Origin of the sequence: Caloramator sp. E03 (genome assembly GCF_006016075.1) — a bacterium.
Lineage (GTDB): Bacteria > Bacillota > Clostridia > Clostridiales > Caloramatoraceae > Caloramator_B.
Genome location: NZ_CP040093.1, coordinates 2,597,984 through 2,618,975, shown reverse-complemented (window position 1 = coordinate 2,618,975; position 20,992 = coordinate 2,597,984). Strand labels below are relative to the sequence as shown.

Sequence of the window (20,992 nt, the reverse complement as noted above, 5' to 3'; positions counted from 1 at the left end):
AAATAGCTCTAAGCTTTTACTTTACATAACAAGGAATTTTCTTATTGATATAAGACTGCCAAAACCACCAATTAGCATACCTACAAAACTAAATTTCCAAAACAAAATATCCATTATTTTATTTAAAGGTACGAAGGAGAAAAATAACAAGTTAGATGCAATCTTATTAAGCCCATAAGAATATCCTGCTGCAAGTAAGCCTAATGCAATCAATGCTCCTAATAATCCAAGGAAAACTCCCTCAAGTATAAAAGGCCATCTTACAAACCAGTCCGTTGCACCTATATATTTCATTATTCCTATCTCTCTTTTTCTTGCATACACCGTAAGCTTTATTGTATTTGAAATAAGTGAAATTGCTATAATACCTAGTATAATCATTAAAACAAGACTTAATACTTTAATAAAGTTTGTTATTCTAATTATCTGATTAACTACCTCTTGTGCATCGTTTATCTTTTCAAACTCCTCTATCTTTGAAAGTTCTTTTGAAACATCAGATACATCAGAAGGCTTGTTTACTTTTATTACAAAAGACGCTGGAAATGGATTATCCTCTTCAAGCCCTTCTACTAAATCTTTATTTTCTCCAAGCTCTTGTGACACCTTTTTCAAGGCTTCCTCCTTAGATTCAAAAGTAACACTTTTAACACCATTGATTTCCTTTATTTGCTTTTCAATCTTTTGAGCTTTTAAAGTAGTTACATCTTCCTTTAAAAAAGCCTTTATTTCAACTTTATTTTCAACTGTATCAACAATACTATTCACATTAGTTATAATTATCATAAATATACCAAAAATAAACAATGCCGCTGCAACCGTAGTAACCGATGCAAAACTCATTACCCTATTTCTTCGTATGCTTTTTAAACTTTCTTTTAAAAAATAACCAACAGTTCTAATCTTCATAGCCATAAACACCTCTTTGTTGATCTCTTATTATTACTCCCTTTTCAATAGCTACAACCCTTTTTTTCATTTTATCAACTATTTCTTTTGCATGTGTAGCCATAACTATGGTTGTCCCTGATTTATTTATATCATTTAATAGCTCCATTATTCCCCATGCTGTATCAGGGTCAAGATTTCCTGTAGGCTCATCACAAATAAGTATCCCTGGATTATTTGCAAGAGCTCTTGCAAGAGCAACTCTTTGCTGTTCTCCTCCTGAAAGCTGATGAGGATATAAATTAGCTTTACCATGAAGCCCAACAATAGACAACATATGTGGAACCCTCTTTTTAATCTCCCTGTGTCCAGCTTCTACAACCTGCATTGCAAAAGCAACATTTTCAAACACAGTCATATCCTGTAAAAGTCTAAAGTCTTGAAATACTATACCTATATTCCTTCTGTAGAATGGAACTTCTCTTCTTTTCAATCCATTAACTTTTATTTCATTAACGAATATATCCCCGCTTGTTGGTTCTATCTCTTTTAAAAGTAATTTAACAAATGTTGACTTTCCTGCACCACTTGGCCCAACCAAAAAAACAAATTCTCCTTTATGTATATTTATCGAAACATTCGATATAGCTATATGATTATTTTTATAGACCTTGGAAACATTTTTAAATTCTATCATTAAGAACAACTCCCCTAATGAAAATTTATATAGCATATAATATTTCAACATGCTTCTGCTTATATTTAATATAATAACATAAAATTATTCTTTTTGACTATTTTTTAATAAAAAATTAAAACCTGACAAATTTTATCAGGTTTTATCATATTTCATCTATTTCTTTAAATCCTTCACCTAAAACTTCATGCACATTATTAACAGAAATGAATGCCCTCTTATCTACATCCATAATAAACTCTCTAATCTTAATAAATTCTCTTCTGCTGACTATTGTCATTATAACCTCTTTTTTCTCCTTAGTATATCCACCTTTTGCCTCATAAAGAGTTACTCCTCTGCCAAGCTCATTCATTATATAGTTTTTAATTTCTTCACCCTTTGAGCTTATAATCATAACCTGTTTACAAATAGATATACCCTGGATTACCTCATCAATTACAAAGCCATTTATTATAACACCAAGAAGAGCATACATAGCAACTTTAATTCCAAATGCATACCCTGCCATAAGTGTAATCAAAAAATCTGACATTAAAAGAGCTTTACCTATATTTACATGGAAAAACTTATTTATTATCTTTGCTATTATATCCGTTCCACCGGTAGAAGCATTTTGATTGAATACTATTCCCATTCCAACTCCACCTATTAAAATTCCAAATATTAAATTTAAAAAAATATCATCTGTAACAGGATTTTTAATTGGATAGAACTTTTCTAAAAACCATATTATTCCTGATAGACCTAAGCTTGAGTAAATTGTTTTAGCTCCAAAATTTGCACCTATGAAAATAAAGGCTACAATAAAAAGTATAATATTCATTACAAGCATCAAAAGTCCTACTGGTATAGCAGGTACAAAGTTATTTATAACTATTGCAAGACCACTAACTCCACCAGCAGCAAGGTTGTTTGGCACAAGAAAATAATATATTCCTATTGCAACTAAAATAATTCCAAAAGTTATTAAAATATATTCCTTAAAAGCTTTTTTCACAGTATCACCTACTTTTATGCATTATACCTGTATATATACATATATCATAAAAGATAGTTAATTACAAGGAGAAAGGATAATAAAAAAATTAAGCAGACAGCATTAAAGCTATCTGCCTATTAAATAGGTTAATTATATCACTTTTTGTTTTCTACAACAGCCTTTGCAGCTTCAACTATATTCTCTGCTGTAAGTCCATATTCCTTTAAAAGCTCAGCTGGTTTTCCTGATTCACCAAACATATCCATAACTCCAACTCTTTTTACTGGTACAGGACAGTATTCAGATAGCACCTCGCATACTGCACTTCCAAGTCCTCCTACCACGCTGTGCTCTTCACAAGTTACAACAGCACCAGTCTTTTTAGCTGCTTCAATTACTGCCTTTTCATCTATTGGTTTTATAGTATGTATGTTAATTACTTGAGCATCTATTCCTTGTTTTTCAAGTAAATCAGCAGCCTTTAGAGCCTCGCTTACCATAATACCTGTTGCAAATATTGTTACATCTTTTCCCTCTCTTAATGTTACAGCTTTTCCTATTTCAAATTTATAATCAGCCTCATTATTTAAAGTAGGAACCGATGAACGACCAAGCCTTATATATACAGGCCCTTTCATTGCAGCAACTTCTTTAATTGCAGCCATAGTTTCAACATCATCACAAGGACAAATTACTGTCATATTTGGGATTGCCCTCATTATAGCTAAATCCTCAACAGATTGATGAGTTGCACCATCTTCTCCAACAGTAAGTCCTGCGTGGGTTGCTACAACCTTTACATTAAGTTCAGGATAACATATTGAATTTCTTATCTGTTCAAAGGCTCTACCTGATGCAAATATTGCAAAGGTACTTGCAAAAGGAATTTTACCACAAGTTGCAAATCCTGCTGCTGTTGCCATCATGTCTCCTTCTGCTATACCCATATTGAAAAATCTATCTGGAAAAGCCTTTGCAAAATCAGCAGTCTTTGTTGATTTTGAAAGGTCTGCATCTAATACAACAACATCTTTGTTTTCCTTACCAAGCTCTACAAGAGCCTTACCATAAGCCTCTCTTGTTGCAAGATTAGCCATTTATCGCACCTCCTAACTCTTCTAAAGCCTTTTCTGCCTGTTCCTTGCTTGGAGCAGTTCCATGCCATGAAGCAACATTTTCCATAAAACTTACTCCTTTTCCCTTAACTGTCTTTGCTACTATTACAGTTGGCTTTTCCTTTGTATTCTTTGCTTCATCTATTGCATTGAAAATTTGATTAAAATCATGTCCATCTATTTCTATTACATGCCATCCAAAGGCTTTAAATTTATCTCCAATTGGTGTTGGATTCATAACTTCATTTACTGGTCCATCAATTTGTAATCCGTTAAAATCAACAAAAGCTGTTAAATTGTCAAGTTTATAATGAGCTGAAGTCATTGCAGCTTCCCATACTTGACCTTCCTCAATTTCCCCATCTCCAAGGAGTACATATACTCTATAATCTTTTTTGTCAAGCTTTCCAGAAAGCGCCATACCATTTGCCACTGAAAGGCCTTGACCTAATGAGCCAGTTGACATATCAACACCGGGAGTATCATTCATATTTGGGTGACCTTGAAGCATTGAACCAATCTTTCTTAAAGTTACGAGATGACTTTTTTCAAAGTATCCTCTCTCTGCAAGAGATGCATAAAGAACAGGAGCAGCATGACCTTTTGAAAGAACGAATCTATCCCTTTCTTCCCATCCTGGGTTTTTAGGATCAATTTTCATTTCACTAAAATAAAGTGCTGTTAAAATTTCAACTGCTGAAAGTGAACCACCTGGATGCCCTGATGCTGATTCAGCAAGCATCTTGATTATATCCTGCCTTATTGTGTTTGCGGTTTTCTTCAGATTTTCGATGTCCCTTGCCATGTTAAACCTCCTTTGTATAAATATTATTTAGACAATCATTTATATTATAGCAGTAAAATCTAAATTATAAAAGTCTTGCTATAAATGACATAAAGACTAATAAAGTAATTAAAACTGTTTTTCATATAGATTTTAATAAAATATCTTATATTATATTTCTCAAAGTATGATAATATATTCATAAAATATCTATTATTCTCACTTTATTCTATTATATTAATTTGTAAAAACAATAACAAAATAAAGAAATTTATAAATTTAAATTTTTTTTTAACTTTATTATATTTAAAAGATTTTTGATAGATAAATTTTATGTTATAATTAATTTGTTCAGCAGGATTTTATAATAATTACTGATATTTAGGAGGTTATATTTATGAATCAGGACTTAAGAAAATTAATGAATGGTACTGATATCAGGGGAGTTGCACTTACAAATAAAGAAGGAATAAATGTAACATTAGACAAGGATATTGTTAATCTTTTATCAACTGCTTTTTCAGTATGGGTATCTGAAAAATGCAATAAAAATACTGATGAACTTAAAATTGCTGTAGGAATGGACTCAAGACTATCAGGTCCCGATTTAAAAGATGCAGCAATAGATGGTCTTTGTAAAACAAACGCTTTAGTTTATGATTGTGGATTAAGTTCTACTCCTTCAATGTTTATGACAACAATATTTGACGAATTTAAATGTGACGGATCAATAATGATTACTGCGAGCCATTTGCCATATATGTATAATGGAATGAAGTTTTTTACAATAGATGGAGGTATTAATAAAGAAGATTTAGAAAAAATCATTGAAATTGCAACAGATATATATAACAATAAAAAATTCGAAAATATTACATACAGCAAAAATGTTGTTGCAAAGGATTTATTAGATATATATAGTGATCATTTATATAATGTAATTATAAAAGACTTTAAGGATGATTTAAACAAAGCCCAGTTGCTTAAGGGTTCAAAAATAATAGTAGATGCAGGAAATGGAGTAGGAGGATTTTTTGCTCATAAAGTACTAAAAAGATTAGGAGCAGATATTGAAGGAAGTCAATATTTAGAGCCCGATGGAAATTTTCCTGGGCATATACCAAATCCAGAATCAAAAGAAGCTATTGCATCAATTAAAGAAGCTGTTTTAAAAAGCAAAGCTGATTTAGGGATTATATTCGATACAGATGTTGATAGAGCCGCAATAATAGATGAAAGAGGAAATGAAATAAATAGAAATAACCTTATTGCTTTACTATCTGCAATTGTACTTGAAGAAAACCCAAATTCAACAATTGTAACTGATTCAGTAACATCAAACGGGCTTACAAAGTTTATTGAAGAGGATTTAAAAGGAAAGCATCACAGATTTAAAAGAGGATATAGAAACGTTATTAACGAAGCTATAAGGCTAAACGAAAGCGGTGAAGAATGTTGTTTAGCAATAGAAACATCAGGTCATGCTGCACTTAAGGAGAACTATTTCCTCGATGATGGTGCATATCTTGTTTGTAAGATAATTTCTAAATACATTAAACTTAAAAAAGAGAACAAGTTACTTTATGATCTTATAAAAAACCTTAAACAGCCTTTAGAATCAAAAGAATTCAGATCACAGATTCTTTCAGAAGATTTTAAAGTAATTGGCAAAATGATTATTGATGATTTAAAGGAATATTGTAATACAATCAATGGATGGAATATAGTGCCTAAAAACTATGAAGGAATTAGAGTGAACTGTGATGAAGAAAAAGGTTGGTTCCTTTTAAGAATGTCTTTACACGAACCACTATTGGTATTAAATATTGAATCTGATGTTATCGGTGGATGCGACATTATTAAAGAAAAAATAAATAATTTCCTCAAAAAATATGAAGACACAGTTAAACTATTTTAACATAATCAATGACAGAAGTCGCCCACTTCTATAATTGGGATAGTTCACTTAATTAAGGCCCCTAATCTTTTAGATAGGGGCTTTAATTATAATTATACTTTTTTATTATATTATTTATTATATTTTTGACCGTATTTTTCTATCGTAGCTTTTCTTAATGCTCTGCATTCTTCTTGTGGAATTGGTTCAAGTTTTCCTATGCTTTTCGCATAATAAGCAACTTTCGCCCCTTCTTCTACAACAACTGCATTTGTAAAAGCTATCTCTATATCTGGTCCAACTGCAAGTGCTCCATGCTTTGCCAATAAAACTGCATCATTATCTCCTATTGTTTCAGCTACAATATCTGCAAGTTCATTTGTCCCCATTGGCCTATATGGAGCACACTTAATATCCCCTCCAATTAATGCCGCAACTTCTGCAACAACGCAAGGAATATCCTGTTCACAACATGCCCAAGCTGTTGCAAAGCTTGAATGAGTATGAACTATTCCGTTTACATCTTTTCTCTTCCTATAAACAGCACAATGCATAGGTGTTTCAATTGATGGCTTTCTTTTACCATCAATTATATTACAATTTTCATCAACTACAACAATGTCTTCAGGTACAAGCTCCTTATAATTCATACCACTTGGAGTTACACATATATAACCTGTTTCCTTATCCCTTATACTAAAATTACCAAATGTTAAAACTATAAGTTTTTCATTTTGTGCTCTTAATGCAATTTCTATTATCTTTTTTCTCTGCTGCTCTAATAACAAAATCATCACTCCTTTTATCTTTATAATTTTTGCTCTTACCTATAAATTATAAAAAACCTTATTACATATTTTACTATAAACACTTTTAAAGTAACAATGCAAAATACAATTATATAAAAAGTCCTTATCAAACAATTAACTTTGCTGATAAGGACATATTTATTCTAGCTTCTATAGCTTCCGTTTATTTTTACATAATCATAAGATAAATCACAGCCCCAGGCCTTTGCATTATATTCCCCATCCTTTAGATTAATTATTACCTTAATATAATTTTCATCAAGTATTTTTTTTGCCTCACCTTCATCAAAGACAGTACCCATTCCATTTTCAACAATACAAATCTCATCCTTTTGCCCCTTAAAACTTATGCTGACATTTTCAGGTTTAAAATCAGCTCCTGAATACCCAAGAGAGCATATTATCCTTCCCCAATTTGCATCGCTTCCAAAGAAAGCAGCTTTTACAAGGCTTGATTTTATAACAGATTTTGCAAGTACCTTAGCATCTTCAATTGTCTTTGCATTATTAACACAAACCTCTATAAGTTTTGTAGCTCCTTCCCCATCCTTTGCAATTTGTTTTGCTAATTCACAATTTACATAATGAAGAGCCTTTTTAAATTCTATATAATTTTTGTCTTGACTATCTATAATTTCATTACCTGCCTGTCCGTTTGCAAGTACAAGAACCATATCATTTGTGCTTGTATCTCCATCTACAGATATCATATTATATGAATCATTGACGCTTTCTTTCAACGCTTTTGTAAGCATGGATTTTGATATGTTAGCATTAGTAACAACAAAAGAAAGCATAGTAGCCATATTAGGATGTATCATCCCTGATCCCTTTGCAATACCGCTTATTAATACCTTTTTATTATCGATTTCAATTTCAACTGTACATTTTTTTATAAAAGTATCTGTAGTCATTATAGCCTCAGCTGCATCTAATCCTCCATTCTTTGAGATACATGCTGAAGCTTTTTTAATTCCACTTTTTATAATATCCATTGGTAGATATGTTCCTATAACCCCTGTTGAAGCAACAATTACTTCATTCTTTTTAACATTAAATTCCTTTGAAGTTATCTGTGCCATTTCATAAGCATCATCTATTCCTTTTTCCCCTGTACATGCATTTGCAACGCCACTGTTTACAACAACTGCACGTATATATTCAGATTTTATATGCTCCATATTTACCAAGATAGGGGCTGCCTTTACCTTATTTGTAGTAAAAGTTGCAGCAGCTACAGAAGGGTACTCACTGTATATTATGCACAAATCTTTTTTTCCACTCTTTTTAATCCCGCAATGTATACCTGCTGCCAAAAATCCTGGTACGTCAGTTATTGTTGCATTATTTAAAACTTTCATATTATCATCCTTTCCTTAATTTTTATGGCACCATAGATGGAAATTTTAATCCTAACGTCTCATCAAACCCAAACATAAGGTTCATATTCTGTAGAGCCTGCCCAGCTGCCCCCTTCATAAGATTATCTATGGCTGATATTATAATTAAACTTTTTGTTCTTTCATCTACTCTTATAGCAATATCACAAAAATTTGAACCTTTTACATATCTTGTTTCAGGAAGATATGTAACTACCCTTACAAAGGGTTCTTTTTCATAATACTTTTCATACAAGCTATAGATTTTTTCCTCATTTATATCCTCTTTCAGCCTGCAATAGCAAACTGATAATATTCCTCTTATCATAGGAACAAGATGCGGGGTAAATATAACATTTACACTTGTATTAGCAAAACTTGAAAGTTCCTGTTCTATCTCTGGTGTATGCCTGTGCCCTAAAACGTTATAAGCCTTAATTGATTCACTACACTCACAAAAGAGTGTTCCTATATTTGCTGACCTACCTGCACCAGAAACCCCTGACTTTGAATCGATTATTATTAGATTCTCATCAATTATCTTTTCTTTTAAAGATGGCATAAGCCCAAGAAGTATTGAGGTTGGGTAACATCCTGGATTTGCAATAACTTTTGCTGACTTTATTTTATCCTTATTAGCTTCTGGAAGCCCATAAACTGCATGTTTTAAATATTCCTGTAACTTATGCTCAACTCTATACCATTTTTCATAAACAAATGCATCTTTAATCCTAAAATCTGCACCTAAATCAATTACTTTAACATTATTTTCCACAGCCATTTTAACTATATCAAAGCTTTTACCATGAGGAAGAGCTGTAAAAATAACATCTACTGATTTAATTTTTTCCTTAATGTCATCTTCATTTAAACACACATCCTGTATAAAGCTGTTGTAATTTTTATAAACATCAGAATACATCATCCCTGAATAATTATGAGATGTCATAAATTCTATTTTTGCCTCTGGGTGCATATTTATTAAATATACCAGGTTCTCGCCTGCATAGCCTGTTGCACCTATTATGCCAACTTTAACCACCTTATCACCCCTTTATTATATTTATAAATGAATTATATATAATTATGCAAAAAACTTCAATACATTATTGAATAATTTTTAATAATAAAGTATAATTATAAGCATCTAATATAAAGGGGAGATGTTAAATGAAATTTTTTAATGAAAAAGAATCAGAAGAAATATCGCAGCTAAAAAAATTTAAAAACAAGATTATCGTTATAAAATATGGTGGAAGCATTATGGAAAGCCCTTCCGTTAACAAATCTTTTGTAGAGGATATTCTCTTTCTTAAGAACATTGGAATTGACATTGTAATAGTTCACGGTGGAGGGCCTGAAATATCAGCAATGTTAAAGAAGCTTGGTATTGAAAGTAGATTCGTAAATGGATTTAGATTCACAAGTAAGGAAGTTATGGAAGTTGCTGAAATGGTTCTATCAGGTACTATAAATAAAAGGATTACTATGAACCTTTGCAAAAGCGGAATAAAAGCTATTGGTATTAGTGGTAAGGATGCAAGGCTTATACGTGCAAAGAAAAAATATATATATAATGATGGTAAAAAAATAGATATAGGTTTTGTAGGGGATATCGTCAAAATCAACAAAGGATTTTTATTAGATTTAATAGGAAAAGACTACGTTCCTATAATATCTCCTATTGGATGTGATGATGAAGAAAATTCTTATAATATAAATGCTGACTATGCTGCATCATATATTGCTGCTTCTCTTTCAGCAGAAAGACTAATTCTTTTAACAGACGTTGATGGAATTTGTACAGATGTTAATGATAAAAACACCTTAATATCTTCTATTACTAAAAGCGAAATTGAAAAATTAATAAAGGATGGAATAATAAGTGGAGGAATGATTCCTAAAGTTGAATGTGGAATCTACGCAATAGAAAATGGTGCAAAGTGCATACAAATATTAAATGGAAAATATGAGCATAGCATAATAAATGGAATAATTCAAAATACAGGTACAAATATTGTAAAGGAGGATTATATATGTCAGAGTGCCATATAATGAATACTTACAACAGATTTGATGTTGTCTTTGAAAAAGGATTTGGCTGTAGAGTTTATGATGTAAATGGAAAAGAATATATAGATTTTGTTTCTGGAGTGGCAGTAAACTGCCTTGGGCACTGCCATCCTGTAATTGTAAATGCATTAAAAGAGCAAAGCCAAAAGCTAATTCATATTTCAAATCTGTACTACAACAAACCCCAAATAGAGCTTGCAGAAAAAATCATTAGCTTAAGCAATCACAAAAGCGTATTTTTTTGCAACAGCGGTACAGAAGCCACTGAAGCTGCACTAAAGCTTGCAAGAAAATACGGAAAACTTAAAGGAGGAAACTCTAAGAATAAAATAATATACATGAAAAACTCTTTTCATGGAAGAACCCTTGGTGCACTTTCTGTTACAGGCCAGCTAAAATATCAAATGGACTTTATGCCGCTTATTCCTGAAGTTATACCTGTATCCTTTAACGATATTGATGAAATAGAAAAAGTAATGAATGAAAATACCTGTGCAGTTATACTTGAACCAATACAGGGTGAAGGTGGAATTATATCTGCAAATAAGGATTATCTTATTAAAGTAAGAGAACTTTGTGATAAATTTGACGCCCTTTTAATTTTTGATGAAGTTCAATGTGGCATCGGCAGAACTGGTAAATTTTTTGCTTATGAAAATTTTGGAGTAATCCCTGATGTAGTATGTCTTGCAAAGGGACTTGGAGGCGGATTCCCAATAGGAGCAATTATAGCAAACGAAAAGGCTGATGTTGCCTTTGTAAAAGGCGATCATGGAAGCACCTTTGGAGGCAATCCACTTGCTTGTGCAGTTTCTCTTTCAGTTTTAAACGAATTAATAAGTAGCAAGATAATTGAAAATGTAAATACACTTAGTAAATATTTAGTAGACAAGCTATATAATATTAAGAATAAATACGGTTTAATTGATGAGATTAAAGGAATTGGGCTTTTATTAGGAATAAGCCTTAAAGTAGATGTTAAAAATTTTGTTAATAAATGCTTCGAAAATGGGCTTTTATTAGTTAGTGCTGGTTCAAATACTGTAAGGCTCTTGCCACCCCTTAATATCAGCTTTGATGACATTGACTGTGCAATAGATATAATTGAAAAAACTATTAGCTCTTATTAAAAATTTAAATTTATCAACAAACTCATTTAATATATGTAAAATTAAAAGGCCTTAAATGGCCTTTTAATAATGTTTTAATTATATATCAAGGCTAATCCTTAACGCCTCATTAACTTCATCCATAGTTTTATCGCTAACATGACCAATCTTATCTTTAAGCCTTCTTTTATCAATAGTTCTTAACTGCTCTAAAAGTATAACCGAATCCTTACTAAGCCCATATTCTTCAGAGCTTATCTCAACATGAGTTGGAAGCTTGGCTTTATTGATTTGAGAGGTTATAGCTGCAATTATAACCGTAGGACTATACTTATTGCCTACATCATTTTGTATTATAAGGACTGGTCTTATGCCACCCTGTTCAGAACCTATGACTGGGCTTAAATCAGCATAAAATATATCTCCTCTTTTCACCGCCTGTGCCATCTATACTATCACTCTCCGCTAATCCTGCTTCATATTTAGCAAGTTCAACACAATCAACTCCGAGACCAATTTCACTCAATTCGCTATTGATTGTGGCCATATCTTCATAGCCCTTCTTCATAAGTTCTATCATATTGCTCTTCTTACGCTCTTTAATATATAATATGACAGCTTCCCTTATAAATTGACTTCTATTTTTACCAGATTTACACTTAACAAGTTCATCAAATTCATCTAATAAATTTCGCGGGAGGCTAACAACTATTTTTTTACTATCAGTCATTTTCTTACCCCCTAAATTAACCTATGTATTCCGCCTTTACTATACAGATAAATTACCGTACCATAATTATACCCTACTATACATAAAGGTGCAATTATAATTCCAACATTAAATATATAAAAACTCTTCTTATAACATTATTTCCATTAATCTCAAAAATATGTCTATATATAATTTTTTACTTTAATTATATTACCGTTTTCTATATAAACCCTTGGAACTCTCTTTGAAACCCCACATAAAATCTCATAGCTTATTGTTCCAAGCATTTTTGCAATGTCGTCAGCACTGTTTCTTATTCCATCCATTTCCCCCATAACTATAACTTCATCACCTATATTAACTTCACCACAATCAGTTATATCAACCATACACTGATCCATACATATTCTTCCAACAACTGGAGCAAACTTCCCATTTACTATAACAGAAGCTTTTCCAAACAAAAGCCTTGTAAATCCATCAGCATATCCGAAGGGAAGCGTTGCAATTTTACTTTTCCTCTTAGTATAAAATTTTCTTCCATAGCTTATTGGAGTGTTCACAGGCACCTCTTTTATATTAACTACGCTTGCCTTTAAAGACATAACTGGTTTTAAAGTTACTTTTTCCTTATTAACCTCATCAGAGGGATAATATCCATAAAGCATAATCCCTGGCCTTACAGCATCGTAATATGTGTTTGGCAAATCTATGATTGCTGCACTATTTGCTGCATGTTTAATTTCAAATTCTATGCCTTTTTGCTTTAGTTTGTTTATTATATAATTGAATTTTTCAGCCTGGCCAATCGTAAAATTCTTGTCTTCTTCATCTGCAGATGCAAAGTGTGTAAATATTCCTTCAATATAAAGATTATCAAGCTTTGATATATTAATTATCTTATCAACAGAATCATCATTAGAAATAAAACCTACCCTTCCCATTCCCGTGTCAAGCTTTATATGTATTTTTGCAATCTTATTTCTTTTTTTTGCCTCAATTGATATAATATGTGCCATCTCATAAGAAAAAACTGTCTGAGTAATATCATTTTCAACTACTTCCTTTGCAAAGTTAGGGGGAGTATAACCAAGAATTAATATAGGCTTGTCATATCCATATTTTCTAAGCTCTAAAGCTTCACTTATAACTGCAACAGCCAGATAGTCGGCTCCTTCTTCTTTCAGAACCCTTGAAATCTCAAGTGCACCATGACCATAAGCGTCTGCCTTAATAACTCCAATGATTTTTTTCCCATTAATAATTCTCTTTACTTCTCTTATATTATGGCGAAAATTATCAAGGTTTATTTCCGCATAGTAAGGCCTAAAGCAATTAAACATACTTTATCCCCCCTTGTAAAAGAATTACTCCAGTACAAATATGGAATTATCCAATTCTTCATTATACTTAAAGTTCTCATACTTAACCCTGACCTTTACTCTTTGTAAGCTATCTATAATTTCCATAACTATTGGACTATAATTATCCATTTCAATATATAAAGCTGCTTCTTTACCATATTCACTCTCTTTAGGTATATCCTTAGTTATTTCTATTAACTCTTTATCATCCTTCTTTACAAGCCTGTATTTTGCACCTTTATCAACAAACAAATCTCTTTGAATAACACCAAGATATACAATTTGATCAATATTTCTGAGATTATCAATATAAAAGGTCTTATTAATTAAAGGATGAAATACTTTCCATTTACCATCACTATATACTGTTATCTTTCCTTTTAAAAAAGAAGGTTCAATAGTTTCAATCCTTATTTTATCTGTCAGAACGCAGTACTGTTTAACTTTATATTCCGATATTCCTTTATTACCATATACAGTAATGTTTGCAAGTGAAGAGTAGCTTTTCATATTGTTAAGTTTGTTTTTAGCCTTAATAAAATCATTATTATCCTTTTTGTTACAAGCACATAACAAAATCAATATAAAAAGTGAAAAGGTTATATATTTTTTCAAATTATCACCATATAACAAACTATCAATAATATTTATTCTAAAATATAGACTTATATTACATCTTTAAATTTTTACCTATATAATCTATCATATCCAAGGAAGTAAAACCGTATCCATAATCATCGTATGCATCATCTCCTGCAAGGCCATGTATATATGAACCTAAAATACATGCTTCATATTCATCATATCCTTGACCTATAAAAGATGCTATAATACCAGTTAAAACATCTCCACTTCCTCCTGTTGCCATTCCTGGATTCCCTGTTGTATTTATATAAATTTCATCTTTATATGCAACAACAGTACTCGATCCTTTTAACAGAGTAACACAGTTATATTCTCTTGAAAAATCAGATGCAACTTTTACCCTGTTTTCATTTATATACTTTGTTGTGAATCCTGTAAGCCTTGACATTTCTCCTGGATGTGGAGTTATTACTATCTTGGATTTTGCATTTTTTAAAATATCTTTATCTTTACATAATGCATTAAGACCATCTGCATCTATAACAATAGGCTTTGTAGAATTTTTAATTATATATTCTAACAATTCTATAATATGATTAGCCCTTCCAATTCCTATCCCAAAGGCAATAACATCAGCACTTTTTATAATATTATCAAGCTGCTCTTTTTTAATATCTATACATCCATCCCTTTCATCACATAAAACATAAGTCGCTTCGGGCACAAGTATTCCTACACGTTCAACAATACTTTTGGGTATAACACAGCTTACAAGTCCGCTTCCAGTTCTTAATGAAGCCTTTGCACATAAAGATACTGCCCCTGACATATTTACATTTCCACCTATTATAAAAATCCTTCCATAGTCAGATTTATTCGTATCAATTTCACGACCTTTTATAAGGCATAAAGGATAATCTCCATAATTTGTCCTTGACTTTATTCCCTCATCATGTACACAGCTTAAAGGTATTGATATGTTTTCAACATAAACTCTACCGCTGTAGCATCTTCCCTCATTTAATAAATGACCATATTTTAAACATCCAAAAGTTACAGTAGTACCAGCCTTTATACAAATATTTGATGCCTTTCCTGTATCACTTTCTATCCCTGAAGGAATATCAACAGAAATAACATATTTTCCACTCTCATTAATACATTTTATTGCCTTATAATAGTCACCTGATATTTCCCCTTTAAATCCTGTTCCAAATATAGCATCTACAACGGCATCGCAACATTTTATTTCGTACTCAAACTCTTTTAAATCGCTTTTTATATTAATATAAAGATTTTTTAATATTTCAAAGTTAACCTTAGCATCCATAGAGATTTTATTTAAATTACCGAAACAATATACGCTAACATCATATCCATTAACATATAAAAGCCTTGCTATTGCAAAGCCATCTCCTCCATTATTTCCAGTACCGCAGACTACCAAAACTTTTTTGGCTCCGCATTCTTTAATATATTTAAATACCGACATTGCTGCATTTTCCATAAGGATAATAGATGGTATCCCATAAGTACTAACAGCTCTTTTATCTATTTCCTTCATCTGTTTTGAATCAGCAACAAACATTTTCATCCCTCCGCAACTGCATAAGATATAGCATAATCTCTACAATGGGAAATTGAAAGATGAATCGTTTTTATTCCCATATCTTCTGCTATCTTTAAAGCATTACCATGAAGTACAACCTTAGGAACAGAATTTACTTTTATAATTTCAACATCAGTAAACTTAATACCTTTAAAGCCTGTACCAAGAGCCTTAACTACAGCTTCCTTTGCACTAAAATATCCCGCAGTACTTTCAATCCTTTTAGTTTTAAGGTATTCCCTCTCCCCTTGAGTAAAAAACCGTTCCATAAAGTGTGCATTATTAACTAACTTTTCAAATCTATTTATTTCTATTATATCTGTACCTACACCTTTAATCATTTTTAATCCCTCTATATAATTATACTTCAATATACATTTAAGTTCAAAAAAATAAGAGACAAAATGTCTCTATATTGCAACAGAAATCTCTCCAATCATATTATAAGCTTTTTCATCAAAATCATTAACCCACTCATCAACAAATTCACCTGCAATATCAATAAGATGAACTGGTGATACTCCATTATTTTTAAGATACTCAACTAAATTTAAAACTTTACTTAATAAAGGTGTTAAATGTTCAATTGAATCTTCAAAGGAAAAACACATATTTCCGTTTTCATATACTTCACTTACAATACAAATTCCATAACAGGGTATAATGTATTTTTTATTATTAATTGCCATCTCTTTACTTGTTTCCAGTACATAATACTTATAAATATATTCCCTATCATCAATGCTTGTCTTATAAAAAGCTACTTGATTTTTATTAAGCATCATAAATCCCCCTTTGTTTTTATACAGTAAAAATTTGAAATACATAAATATATGTATATGTTTTTAGCTTATTTTATCATTCTATTAAAAATTATTTTGTTGATTTATGACAGCAAACTTCAATTATTTTTTCCTATTAAATGACATAATATGATTATATTTTGATATTATTTAACTATTATTTCCAATTGTTATAATTTGTGTAATCTATTGCAACAAATTATTGTCAAAACAACAAATTTATTGCTGTAAAAACTATAATAAATGCATAAAAAAATCTCTTCCTTATTTTTTCTTCCAAGGAAGAGGTAAAAACTTATTTAATTCATTAATATTTACCATTTAACTTTATATTTAATGCCTTTGCTTTTCTAAATACCGTAGGCTGGGTTATTCCAAGAGCTTTCGCAGCCTTATGAGTACTTCCATATATTTTTAATGCATTCTCTATCATTTCCTTTTCAACCATATTTAAAGTTTCTTTCAATGTAAATCCCTTTGAAATACTTGATGTAACTGTATATTGATTTATTATGTTCTTTATCTTTTCAGCTGTTATCTGGCAATCATCATCAATGATTATAAGTCTTTCAACTATGTTTTTTAACTCTCTTACATTCCCCGGCCAATTATATGATTCCAAAGCTACTATTGCCGAATTGTGAAATACTTTTTCCTTATTATACTTTAAATTAAACTCTTTTAAAAAATGATATGCTAAAATAGGTATATCTTCCCTTCTTTCTCTTAAAGGTGGAAGTTTTATTGGTACAACGTTAAGGCGAAAATATAAATCTTCTCTAAATTTTCTTTGTTTTATAAGTTCAAGCAAATCCTGATTTGTAGCCGCTAAAACCCTGACATCAAGCTTAATACTTTTAGTTCCACCTATTCTAATTATTTCTTTTTCCTGAAGCACTCTCAATAATTTTGTCTGAGTACTCAATGAAAGCTCACCAATTTCATCCAAAAATATAGTTCCATTATTAGCCATCTCAAACATTCCAATTTTTGTTTTTGGTGCTGCACCTGTAAAAGCACCTTTTTCATAGCCAAAGAGCTCAGCTTCTATTAAGCTTTCAGGTATAGCTGCACAATTAACTTTTATAAAAGGTTCCATTTTCCTATTGCTTTTAGATTGAATCTCATTTGCAACAACTTCCTTACCACATCCTGTTTCTCCTGTAATAAGAATAGTGGCATCTGTTTTTGCAACATAATCTATTATTTCCTTTACCTTTTTCATTGAGCTGCTATTTGTAATTAAATTTTTTGTTTCAACTATATTATTTCTAAGATAGTTTATTTCATTTATATATCTGTTTCTTTCCTTTTCTATATCTTCAAGCTTCTCTTTTAATTCTATTATTTCAGACATATCCCTTAACACATGCAAAACTTGATTTAGCTTCCCTTCTCTATCCATTAATAGATTTATTGTAAGAAGCACCTGCTTATTTGTCTTTTTAATATAAAATAAGGAGGACATACTCTTTTTTTGTTTTGCAAACATAATTGATATTACATTTTTAAAGTTAGTTTCACTTAATGTAATTTCTTGGCTCTCTTCATTTATTTTCCCAAGAAAAGGCTGTGATGGAAGCTTATCTATACTTCTCCCAACAGCCTCTTTAAAATCAATTCCTGTTATCTCAGAAAATCTCTTGTTTACTTTAAGTATAATACCTTTATTATCAGTTAAACATATACCATCTGGTATTGCATTGCTGATTTCAAAAAAATCAATATCCATATATTTTATATATGCCCCCCTTTGCAGTAAAAGTTTAAATTTTAATTTAATTTTAACAAATCTTAGCCATAAAAATCAAATATACTGTGTAATTTTTTTATTACTCATTATACACATTATATCCTTCTTCTCCTCTTAAAACTCTAAGAATACCTAAAGAAAGGGATTCCATCTCATTTTCTCCTGGCATAATTTCCACGGGGGCAATAAAACTTACACGCTTTTTAATCCATGATGTAATCATATCAGAATAAGCAATTCCACCAGTAATAATAATTGCATCTACATTGCCTTCTACTACTGTTGAAAGTTCACCAATACCTTTTGCTACTTGATATGCCATAGCCTCAAGAATTAATTTTGCATATTCATCTCCATTATTTATTCTTTGAATTACTTCCCTTACATCAACAGTATTAAGATATGCTTTTAATCCTCCATTACCTCTTAATTTTTTATTCATTGTATTTTTATCATACTTTCCTGAATAGCAAAGGTCTATAAGAGCCTTACATGGAACCCTCCCTGCTCTTTCAGGTGAAAAGGGTCCTTCATCATCGGCAATAATATCAACTATACGCCCTTTTTCATGAATACTTAAAGATATTCCTCCTCCTAAGTGGGCAACTACAAAATTCATTTCATTATATTTTTTACCATATTTTTTTGCAACTTTCATAGCCATTGCTCTTGAATTTAGAACATGGCTTGTACTTTCCCTTGGTATATCAGGCATTCCTGAAATACGTGCTATGTCATTTAGTTCATCTACCCTTACTGAATCATATATATATGCATTTACTCCAATTAAGTTTGCTATTTCATAAGCAATAATTGCACCTAAATTAGAAGCATGTTCAATTACAGGATTATTTTTTAATCTATTTACCATTATCTCATTAACTAAATATGCTCCAGCCTTTACTTTTGGAAGCATACCTCCTCTTCCAACGACAGCAGATAATTCGTTGATATCATATCCACTTTCTTTTAAAAATGAAAGTACTGCCTCTTTTCTCATTTCAAATTGATCTTGAATTTTTTCATATTTTTCAATTTCATCAGCTGAATGATTTAGTGTCTTGCAAAGAATCTCCTTTTCATCTTCATATAGAGCAATTTTTGTTGATGTTGAACCAGGATTAATGGATAATATTTTATACTTCATTTTTTACTCCTCCTTTTTTTGCTATTGCTAATAAAAGTCCTAATGCTATTGATAAAAATGCAGAAACTAATACTCTATATTCAGAAGGCAACAAGAACACTATAGTATGTGCAGGTATCCAAAAAAAAGGACATGTTTTAAGCCAGCTGAATTCCACTAAAGTGTGCCAATCATTTTTATCTACCAGCTCATGTATTGTTACCTTTTCTCCTTTTTTCTCGTATTTAACATCAATATACAAATCAGTAAATCTATGAAATGCCATCATCATTGGTCCAAAGGTTAAATTCATAATTGCACTTCCAAAAAAGGCCTGTGCCAGCTGTGAACCTTTAAATGGAAGTTTATTTGAAGCTTGTGCTGCAGCTGCTCCGCCCATAAACACCGTAAATACAAGTGTAACCATCATACCTATAATACCCCATATTATGGCTCTAAAAATAAAACCTTTTGGAATAATCCATTCTCCCTTTTTAATCCTTAAACCAAGTAAATCTCCCATTGAAGCTAATATTGCAAATTTAATAAATCCACCTATATAAGGGTGGGCATTAGTAGATAAAATAAATACTTCTCTTGATGATGGAATAACTAAAATCGCTACCCAAATTAACAATAAAAATATCCACAAAAAATCTCCTTTTTTCATACGTTATCTCTCCTTAAATTTAAATTTTGACACCACTAAAAAGTGGTGTCAAATTTAAAAATTATACTGCATTCATTCCTTCTTCTAATGCTTTAATATTTAATTCAACAAAGGCTGGCTTTACACATTTTTCTATTGCTGACTTCCAATTTAAACTTTCAAGTCCCATAAGCTTTACAAGTGATCCAAGCAATACAATATTCATTGCCTTTGGATTTCCTAAACTGCTTGCAATTTCACCTGCGTCTATTACTTTTGTTTTTGCCTTTGCCTTTAAAATTTCTATAGCATCTTCAGGATATTCTTCTAATCCTGCAAGTATTGTTGATGAAGGTATTTTATAGTCATTTACTACAACAACACCTTCTGGTTTTAATTGGTCAAGGTATCTTAAGCCTTCCATTGCTTCAAAGGAAACAAGTATATCTGCTGAACCACGTCCTATAATTGGTGAATATACCTTTTTCCCGTAACGCACCTGAGTTGTAACACTTCCACCCCTTTGAGCCATTCCGTGTATTTCGGACATCTTTACATCATATCCTGCATCAACAAGGCAAGTTGATAATATCTTACTTGCAAGAATAGTACCCTGTCCACCAACTCCACATAATAGTATGTTTTTTACATCACACAT

Annotated in this window: 22 protein-coding genes; 3 read left to right on the top strand and 19 right to left on the bottom strand. The window is 31.2% G+C overall.

Features of this window, described 5'->3' with window-relative positions; all coding sequences use genetic code 11:
* Positions 1–21: 21 nt before the first annotated feature.
* From ftsX to FDN13_RS12425, 5 genes are all read right to left on the bottom strand, one after another.
* Positions 22–915, bottom strand: coding sequence for a permease-like cell division protein FtsX (gene ftsX, locus FDN13_RS12445; RefSeq protein ID WP_138980686.1), 894 nt, complete (start codon positions 913–915; stop codon positions 22–24).
* Positions 899–1,585 (bottom strand): cell division ATP-binding protein FtsE, encoded by a 687-nt coding sequence (gene ftsE, locus FDN13_RS12440; protein ID WP_138980685.1) that lies wholly within the window; start codon positions 1,583–1,585, stop codon positions 899–901. The genes ftsX and ftsE overlap by 17 nt, the downstream gene beginning before the upstream one ends.
* Positions 1,586–1,730: 145 nt before the next feature.
* The gene (locus FDN13_RS12435) at positions 1,731–2,585 is read right to left on the bottom strand and encodes a YitT family protein (protein ID WP_138980684.1); all 855 of its coding nucleotides are present in this window, start codon (positions 2,583–2,585) and stop codon (positions 1,731–1,733) included.
* Positions 2,586–2,722: 137 nt separating this feature from the next.
* Entirely contained in the window at positions 2,723–3,664 is a 942-nt protein-coding gene (locus tag FDN13_RS12430) for a transketolase family protein (protein ID WP_138980683.1), read from the bottom strand.
* Positions 3,657–4,487 carry a transketolase gene (locus FDN13_RS12425; protein WP_138980682.1) on the bottom strand — a complete coding sequence of 277 codons (831 nt, stop codon included), beginning with the start codon at positions 4,485–4,487 and terminating at the stop codon, positions 3,657–3,659. The genes FDN13_RS12430 and FDN13_RS12425 overlap by 8 nt, the downstream gene beginning before the upstream one ends.
* Before the next feature lie 376 nt (positions 4,488–4,863).
* Between FDN13_RS12425 and FDN13_RS12420 the strand changes: the two genes are divergently transcribed.
* Positions 4,864–6,384, top strand: a complete 1,521-nt coding sequence (locus tag FDN13_RS12420) for a phosphomannomutase/phosphoglucomutase (protein ID WP_138980681.1) — start codon at positions 4,864–4,866, stop codon at positions 6,382–6,384.
* Between the two features lie 110 nt (positions 6,385–6,494).
* On the opposite strand, the gene FDN13_RS12415 is transcribed toward FDN13_RS12420, so the two are convergent.
* From FDN13_RS12415 to argC, 3 genes are all read right to left on the bottom strand, one after another.
* On the bottom strand, positions 6,495–7,157 hold the full coding sequence (locus tag FDN13_RS12415) for a class II aldolase/adducin family protein (RefSeq protein ID WP_243120224.1): 663 nt from the start codon (positions 7,155–7,157) through the stop codon (positions 6,495–6,497).
* Positions 7,158–7,315: 158 nt separating this feature from the next.
* A complete protein-coding gene (argJ, locus tag FDN13_RS12410; RefSeq protein WP_138980680.1) occupies positions 7,316–8,533 on the bottom strand; it encodes a bifunctional ornithine acetyltransferase/N-acetylglutamate synthase in 1,218 nt (405 codons plus the stop codon).
* 22 nt (positions 8,534–8,555) lie between these two features.
* The gene (gene argC / locus FDN13_RS12405; protein ID WP_138980679.1) at positions 8,556–9,593 is read right to left on the bottom strand and encodes an N-acetyl-gamma-glutamyl-phosphate reductase; all 1,038 of its coding nucleotides are present in this window, start codon (positions 9,591–9,593) and stop codon (positions 8,556–8,558) included.
* Positions 9,594–9,721: 128 nt separating this feature from the next.
* On the opposite strand from argC, the gene argB reads away from it, so the two are divergent.
* The gene (argB, locus tag FDN13_RS12400) at positions 9,722–10,606 is read left to right on the top strand and encodes an acetylglutamate kinase (RefSeq protein ID WP_138980678.1); all 885 of its coding nucleotides are present in this window, start codon (positions 9,722–9,724) and stop codon (positions 10,604–10,606) included.
* Positions 10,588–11,754, top strand: a complete 1,167-nt coding sequence (locus tag FDN13_RS12395; RefSeq protein ID WP_138980677.1) for an aspartate aminotransferase family protein — start codon at positions 10,588–10,590, stop codon at positions 11,752–11,754. The genes argB and FDN13_RS12395 overlap by 19 nt, the downstream gene beginning before the upstream one ends.
* A 78-nt stretch (positions 11,755–11,832) precedes the next feature.
* Here FDN13_RS12395 and FDN13_RS12390 read toward each other — a convergent pair whose 3' ends face one another.
* From FDN13_RS12390 to FDN13_RS12340, 11 genes are all read right to left on the bottom strand, one after another.
* Complete coding sequence (locus FDN13_RS12390) at positions 11,833–12,180, bottom strand: type II toxin-antitoxin system PemK/MazF family toxin (RefSeq protein WP_138980676.1); 348 nt, start codon at positions 12,178–12,180, stop codon at positions 11,833–11,835.
* The gene (locus FDN13_RS12385; protein WP_138980675.1) at positions 12,140–12,463 is read right to left on the bottom strand and encodes a CopG family ribbon-helix-helix protein; all 324 of its coding nucleotides are present in this window, start codon (positions 12,461–12,463) and stop codon (positions 12,140–12,142) included. Before FDN13_RS12385 ends, FDN13_RS12390 begins: the two co-directional genes overlap by 41 nt.
* Positions 12,464–12,627: 164 nt before the next feature.
* Complete coding sequence (gene alr / locus FDN13_RS12380; RefSeq protein ID WP_138980674.1) at positions 12,628–13,788, bottom strand: alanine racemase; 1,161 nt, start codon at positions 13,786–13,788, stop codon at positions 12,628–12,630.
* Between the two features lie 24 nt (positions 13,789–13,812).
* A complete protein-coding gene (locus FDN13_RS12375) occupies positions 13,813–14,391 on the bottom strand; it encodes a hypothetical protein (RefSeq protein WP_138980673.1) in 579 nt (192 codons plus the stop codon).
* 88 nt (positions 14,392–14,479) lie between these two features.
* Complete coding sequence (locus tag FDN13_RS12370) at positions 14,480–15,982, bottom strand: NAD(P)H-hydrate dehydratase (protein ID WP_168190166.1); 1,503 nt, start codon at positions 15,980–15,982, stop codon at positions 14,480–14,482.
* Positions 15,983–15,984: 2 nt separating this feature from the next.
* Positions 15,985–16,344: a holo-ACP synthase gene (acpS, locus tag FDN13_RS12365; RefSeq protein WP_138980671.1), complete on the bottom strand. Its 360-nt coding sequence runs from the start codon at positions 16,342–16,344 to the stop codon at positions 15,985–15,987.
* Between the two features lie 69 nt (positions 16,345–16,413).
* On the bottom strand, positions 16,414–16,785 hold the full coding sequence (locus FDN13_RS12360; protein WP_138980670.1) for a DUF6514 family protein: 372 nt from the start codon (positions 16,783–16,785) through the stop codon (positions 16,414–16,416).
* Between the two features lie 328 nt (positions 16,786–17,113).
* A complete protein-coding gene (locus tag FDN13_RS12355) occupies positions 17,114–18,538 on the bottom strand; it encodes a sigma-54 interaction domain-containing protein (RefSeq protein WP_138980669.1) in 1,425 nt (474 codons plus the stop codon).
* A gap of 100 nt (positions 18,539–18,638) precedes the next feature.
* Positions 18,639–19,706 carry a butyrate kinase gene (gene buk / locus FDN13_RS12350; RefSeq protein WP_138980668.1) on the bottom strand — a complete coding sequence of 356 codons (1,068 nt, stop codon included), beginning with the start codon at positions 19,704–19,706 and terminating at the stop codon, positions 18,639–18,641.
* Positions 19,696–20,355 carry a hypothetical protein gene (locus FDN13_RS12345; RefSeq protein ID WP_138980667.1) on the bottom strand — a complete coding sequence of 220 codons (660 nt, stop codon included), beginning with the start codon at positions 20,353–20,355 and terminating at the stop codon, positions 19,696–19,698. The genes buk and FDN13_RS12345 overlap by 11 nt, the downstream gene beginning before the upstream one ends.
* 61 nt (positions 20,356–20,416) lie before the next feature.
* Positions 20,417–20,992, bottom strand: coding sequence for an indolepyruvate oxidoreductase subunit beta (locus FDN13_RS12340; RefSeq protein ID WP_138980666.1), 576 nt, complete (start codon positions 20,990–20,992; stop codon positions 20,417–20,419).

Bases quoted from the DNA above. Each gene is read 5' to 3' on its own strand.
- FDN13_RS12420 (WP_138980681.1), top strand. From the start codon at position 4,864: ATGAATCAGGACTTAAGAAAATTAATGAATGGTACTGATATCAGGGGA.
- FDN13_RS12395 (WP_138980677.1), top strand. From the start codon at position 10,588: ATGTCAGAGTGCCATATAATGAATACTTACAACAGATTTGATGTTGTC.
- FDN13_RS12355 (WP_138980669.1), bottom strand. From the start codon at position 18,538: ATGGATATTGATTTTTTTGAAATCAGCAATGCAATACCAGATGGTATA.
- FDN13_RS12425 (WP_138980682.1), bottom strand. From the start codon at position 4,487: ATGGCAAGGGACATCGAAAATCTGAAGAAAACCGCAAACACAATAAGG.
- argJ (WP_138980680.1), bottom strand. From the start codon at position 8,533: ATGAAAGTTTTAAATAATGCAACAATAACTGACGTACCAGGATTTTTG.
- FDN13_RS12390 (WP_138980676.1), bottom strand. From the start codon at position 12,180: ATGGCACAGGCGGTGAAAAGAGGAGATATATTTTATGCTGATTTAAGC.
- FDN13_RS12360 (WP_138980670.1), bottom strand. From the start codon at position 16,785: ATGCTTAATAAAAATCAAGTAGCTTTTTATAAGACAAGCATTGATGAT.
- alr (WP_138980674.1), bottom strand. From the start codon at position 13,788: ATGTTTAATTGCTTTAGGCCTTACTATGCGGAAATAAACCTTGATAAT.
- FDN13_RS12370 (WP_168190166.1), bottom strand. From the start codon at position 15,982: ATGTTTGTTGCTGATTCAAAACAGATGAAGGAAATAGATAAAAGAGCT.
- ftsX (WP_138980686.1), bottom strand. From the start codon at position 915: ATGGCTATGAAGATTAGAACTGTTGGTTATTTTTTAAAAGAAAGTTTA.
- buk (WP_138980668.1), bottom strand. From the start codon at position 19,706: ATGAAGTATAAAATATTATCCATTAATCCTGGTTCAACATCAACAAAA.
- ftsE (WP_138980685.1), bottom strand. From the start codon at position 1,585: ATGATAGAATTTAAAAATGTTTCCAAGGTCTATAAAAATAATCATATA.
- FDN13_RS12415 (WP_243120224.1), bottom strand. From the start codon at position 7,157: ATGATTTTGTTATTAGAGCAGCAGAGAAAAAAGATAATAGAAATTGCA.
- acpS (WP_138980671.1), bottom strand. From the start codon at position 16,344: ATGATTAAAGGTGTAGGTACAGATATAATAGAAATAAATAGATTTGAA.
- FDN13_RS12385 (WP_138980675.1), bottom strand. From the start codon at position 12,463: ATGACTGATAGTAAAAAAATAGTTGTTAGCCTCCCGCGAAATTTATTA.
- FDN13_RS12340 (WP_138980666.1), bottom strand. From the start codon at position 20,992: ATGTGTGATGTAAAAAACATACTATTATGTGGAGTTGGTGGACAGGGT.
- argB (WP_138980678.1), top strand. From the start codon at position 9,722: ATGAAATTTTTTAATGAAAAAGAATCAGAAGAAATATCGCAGCTAAAA.
- FDN13_RS12345 (WP_138980667.1), bottom strand. From the start codon at position 20,355: ATGAAAAAAGGAGATTTTTTGTGGATATTTTTATTGTTAATTTGGGTA.
- FDN13_RS12430 (WP_138980683.1), bottom strand. From the start codon at position 3,664: ATGGCTAATCTTGCAACAAGAGAGGCTTATGGTAAGGCTCTTGTAGAG.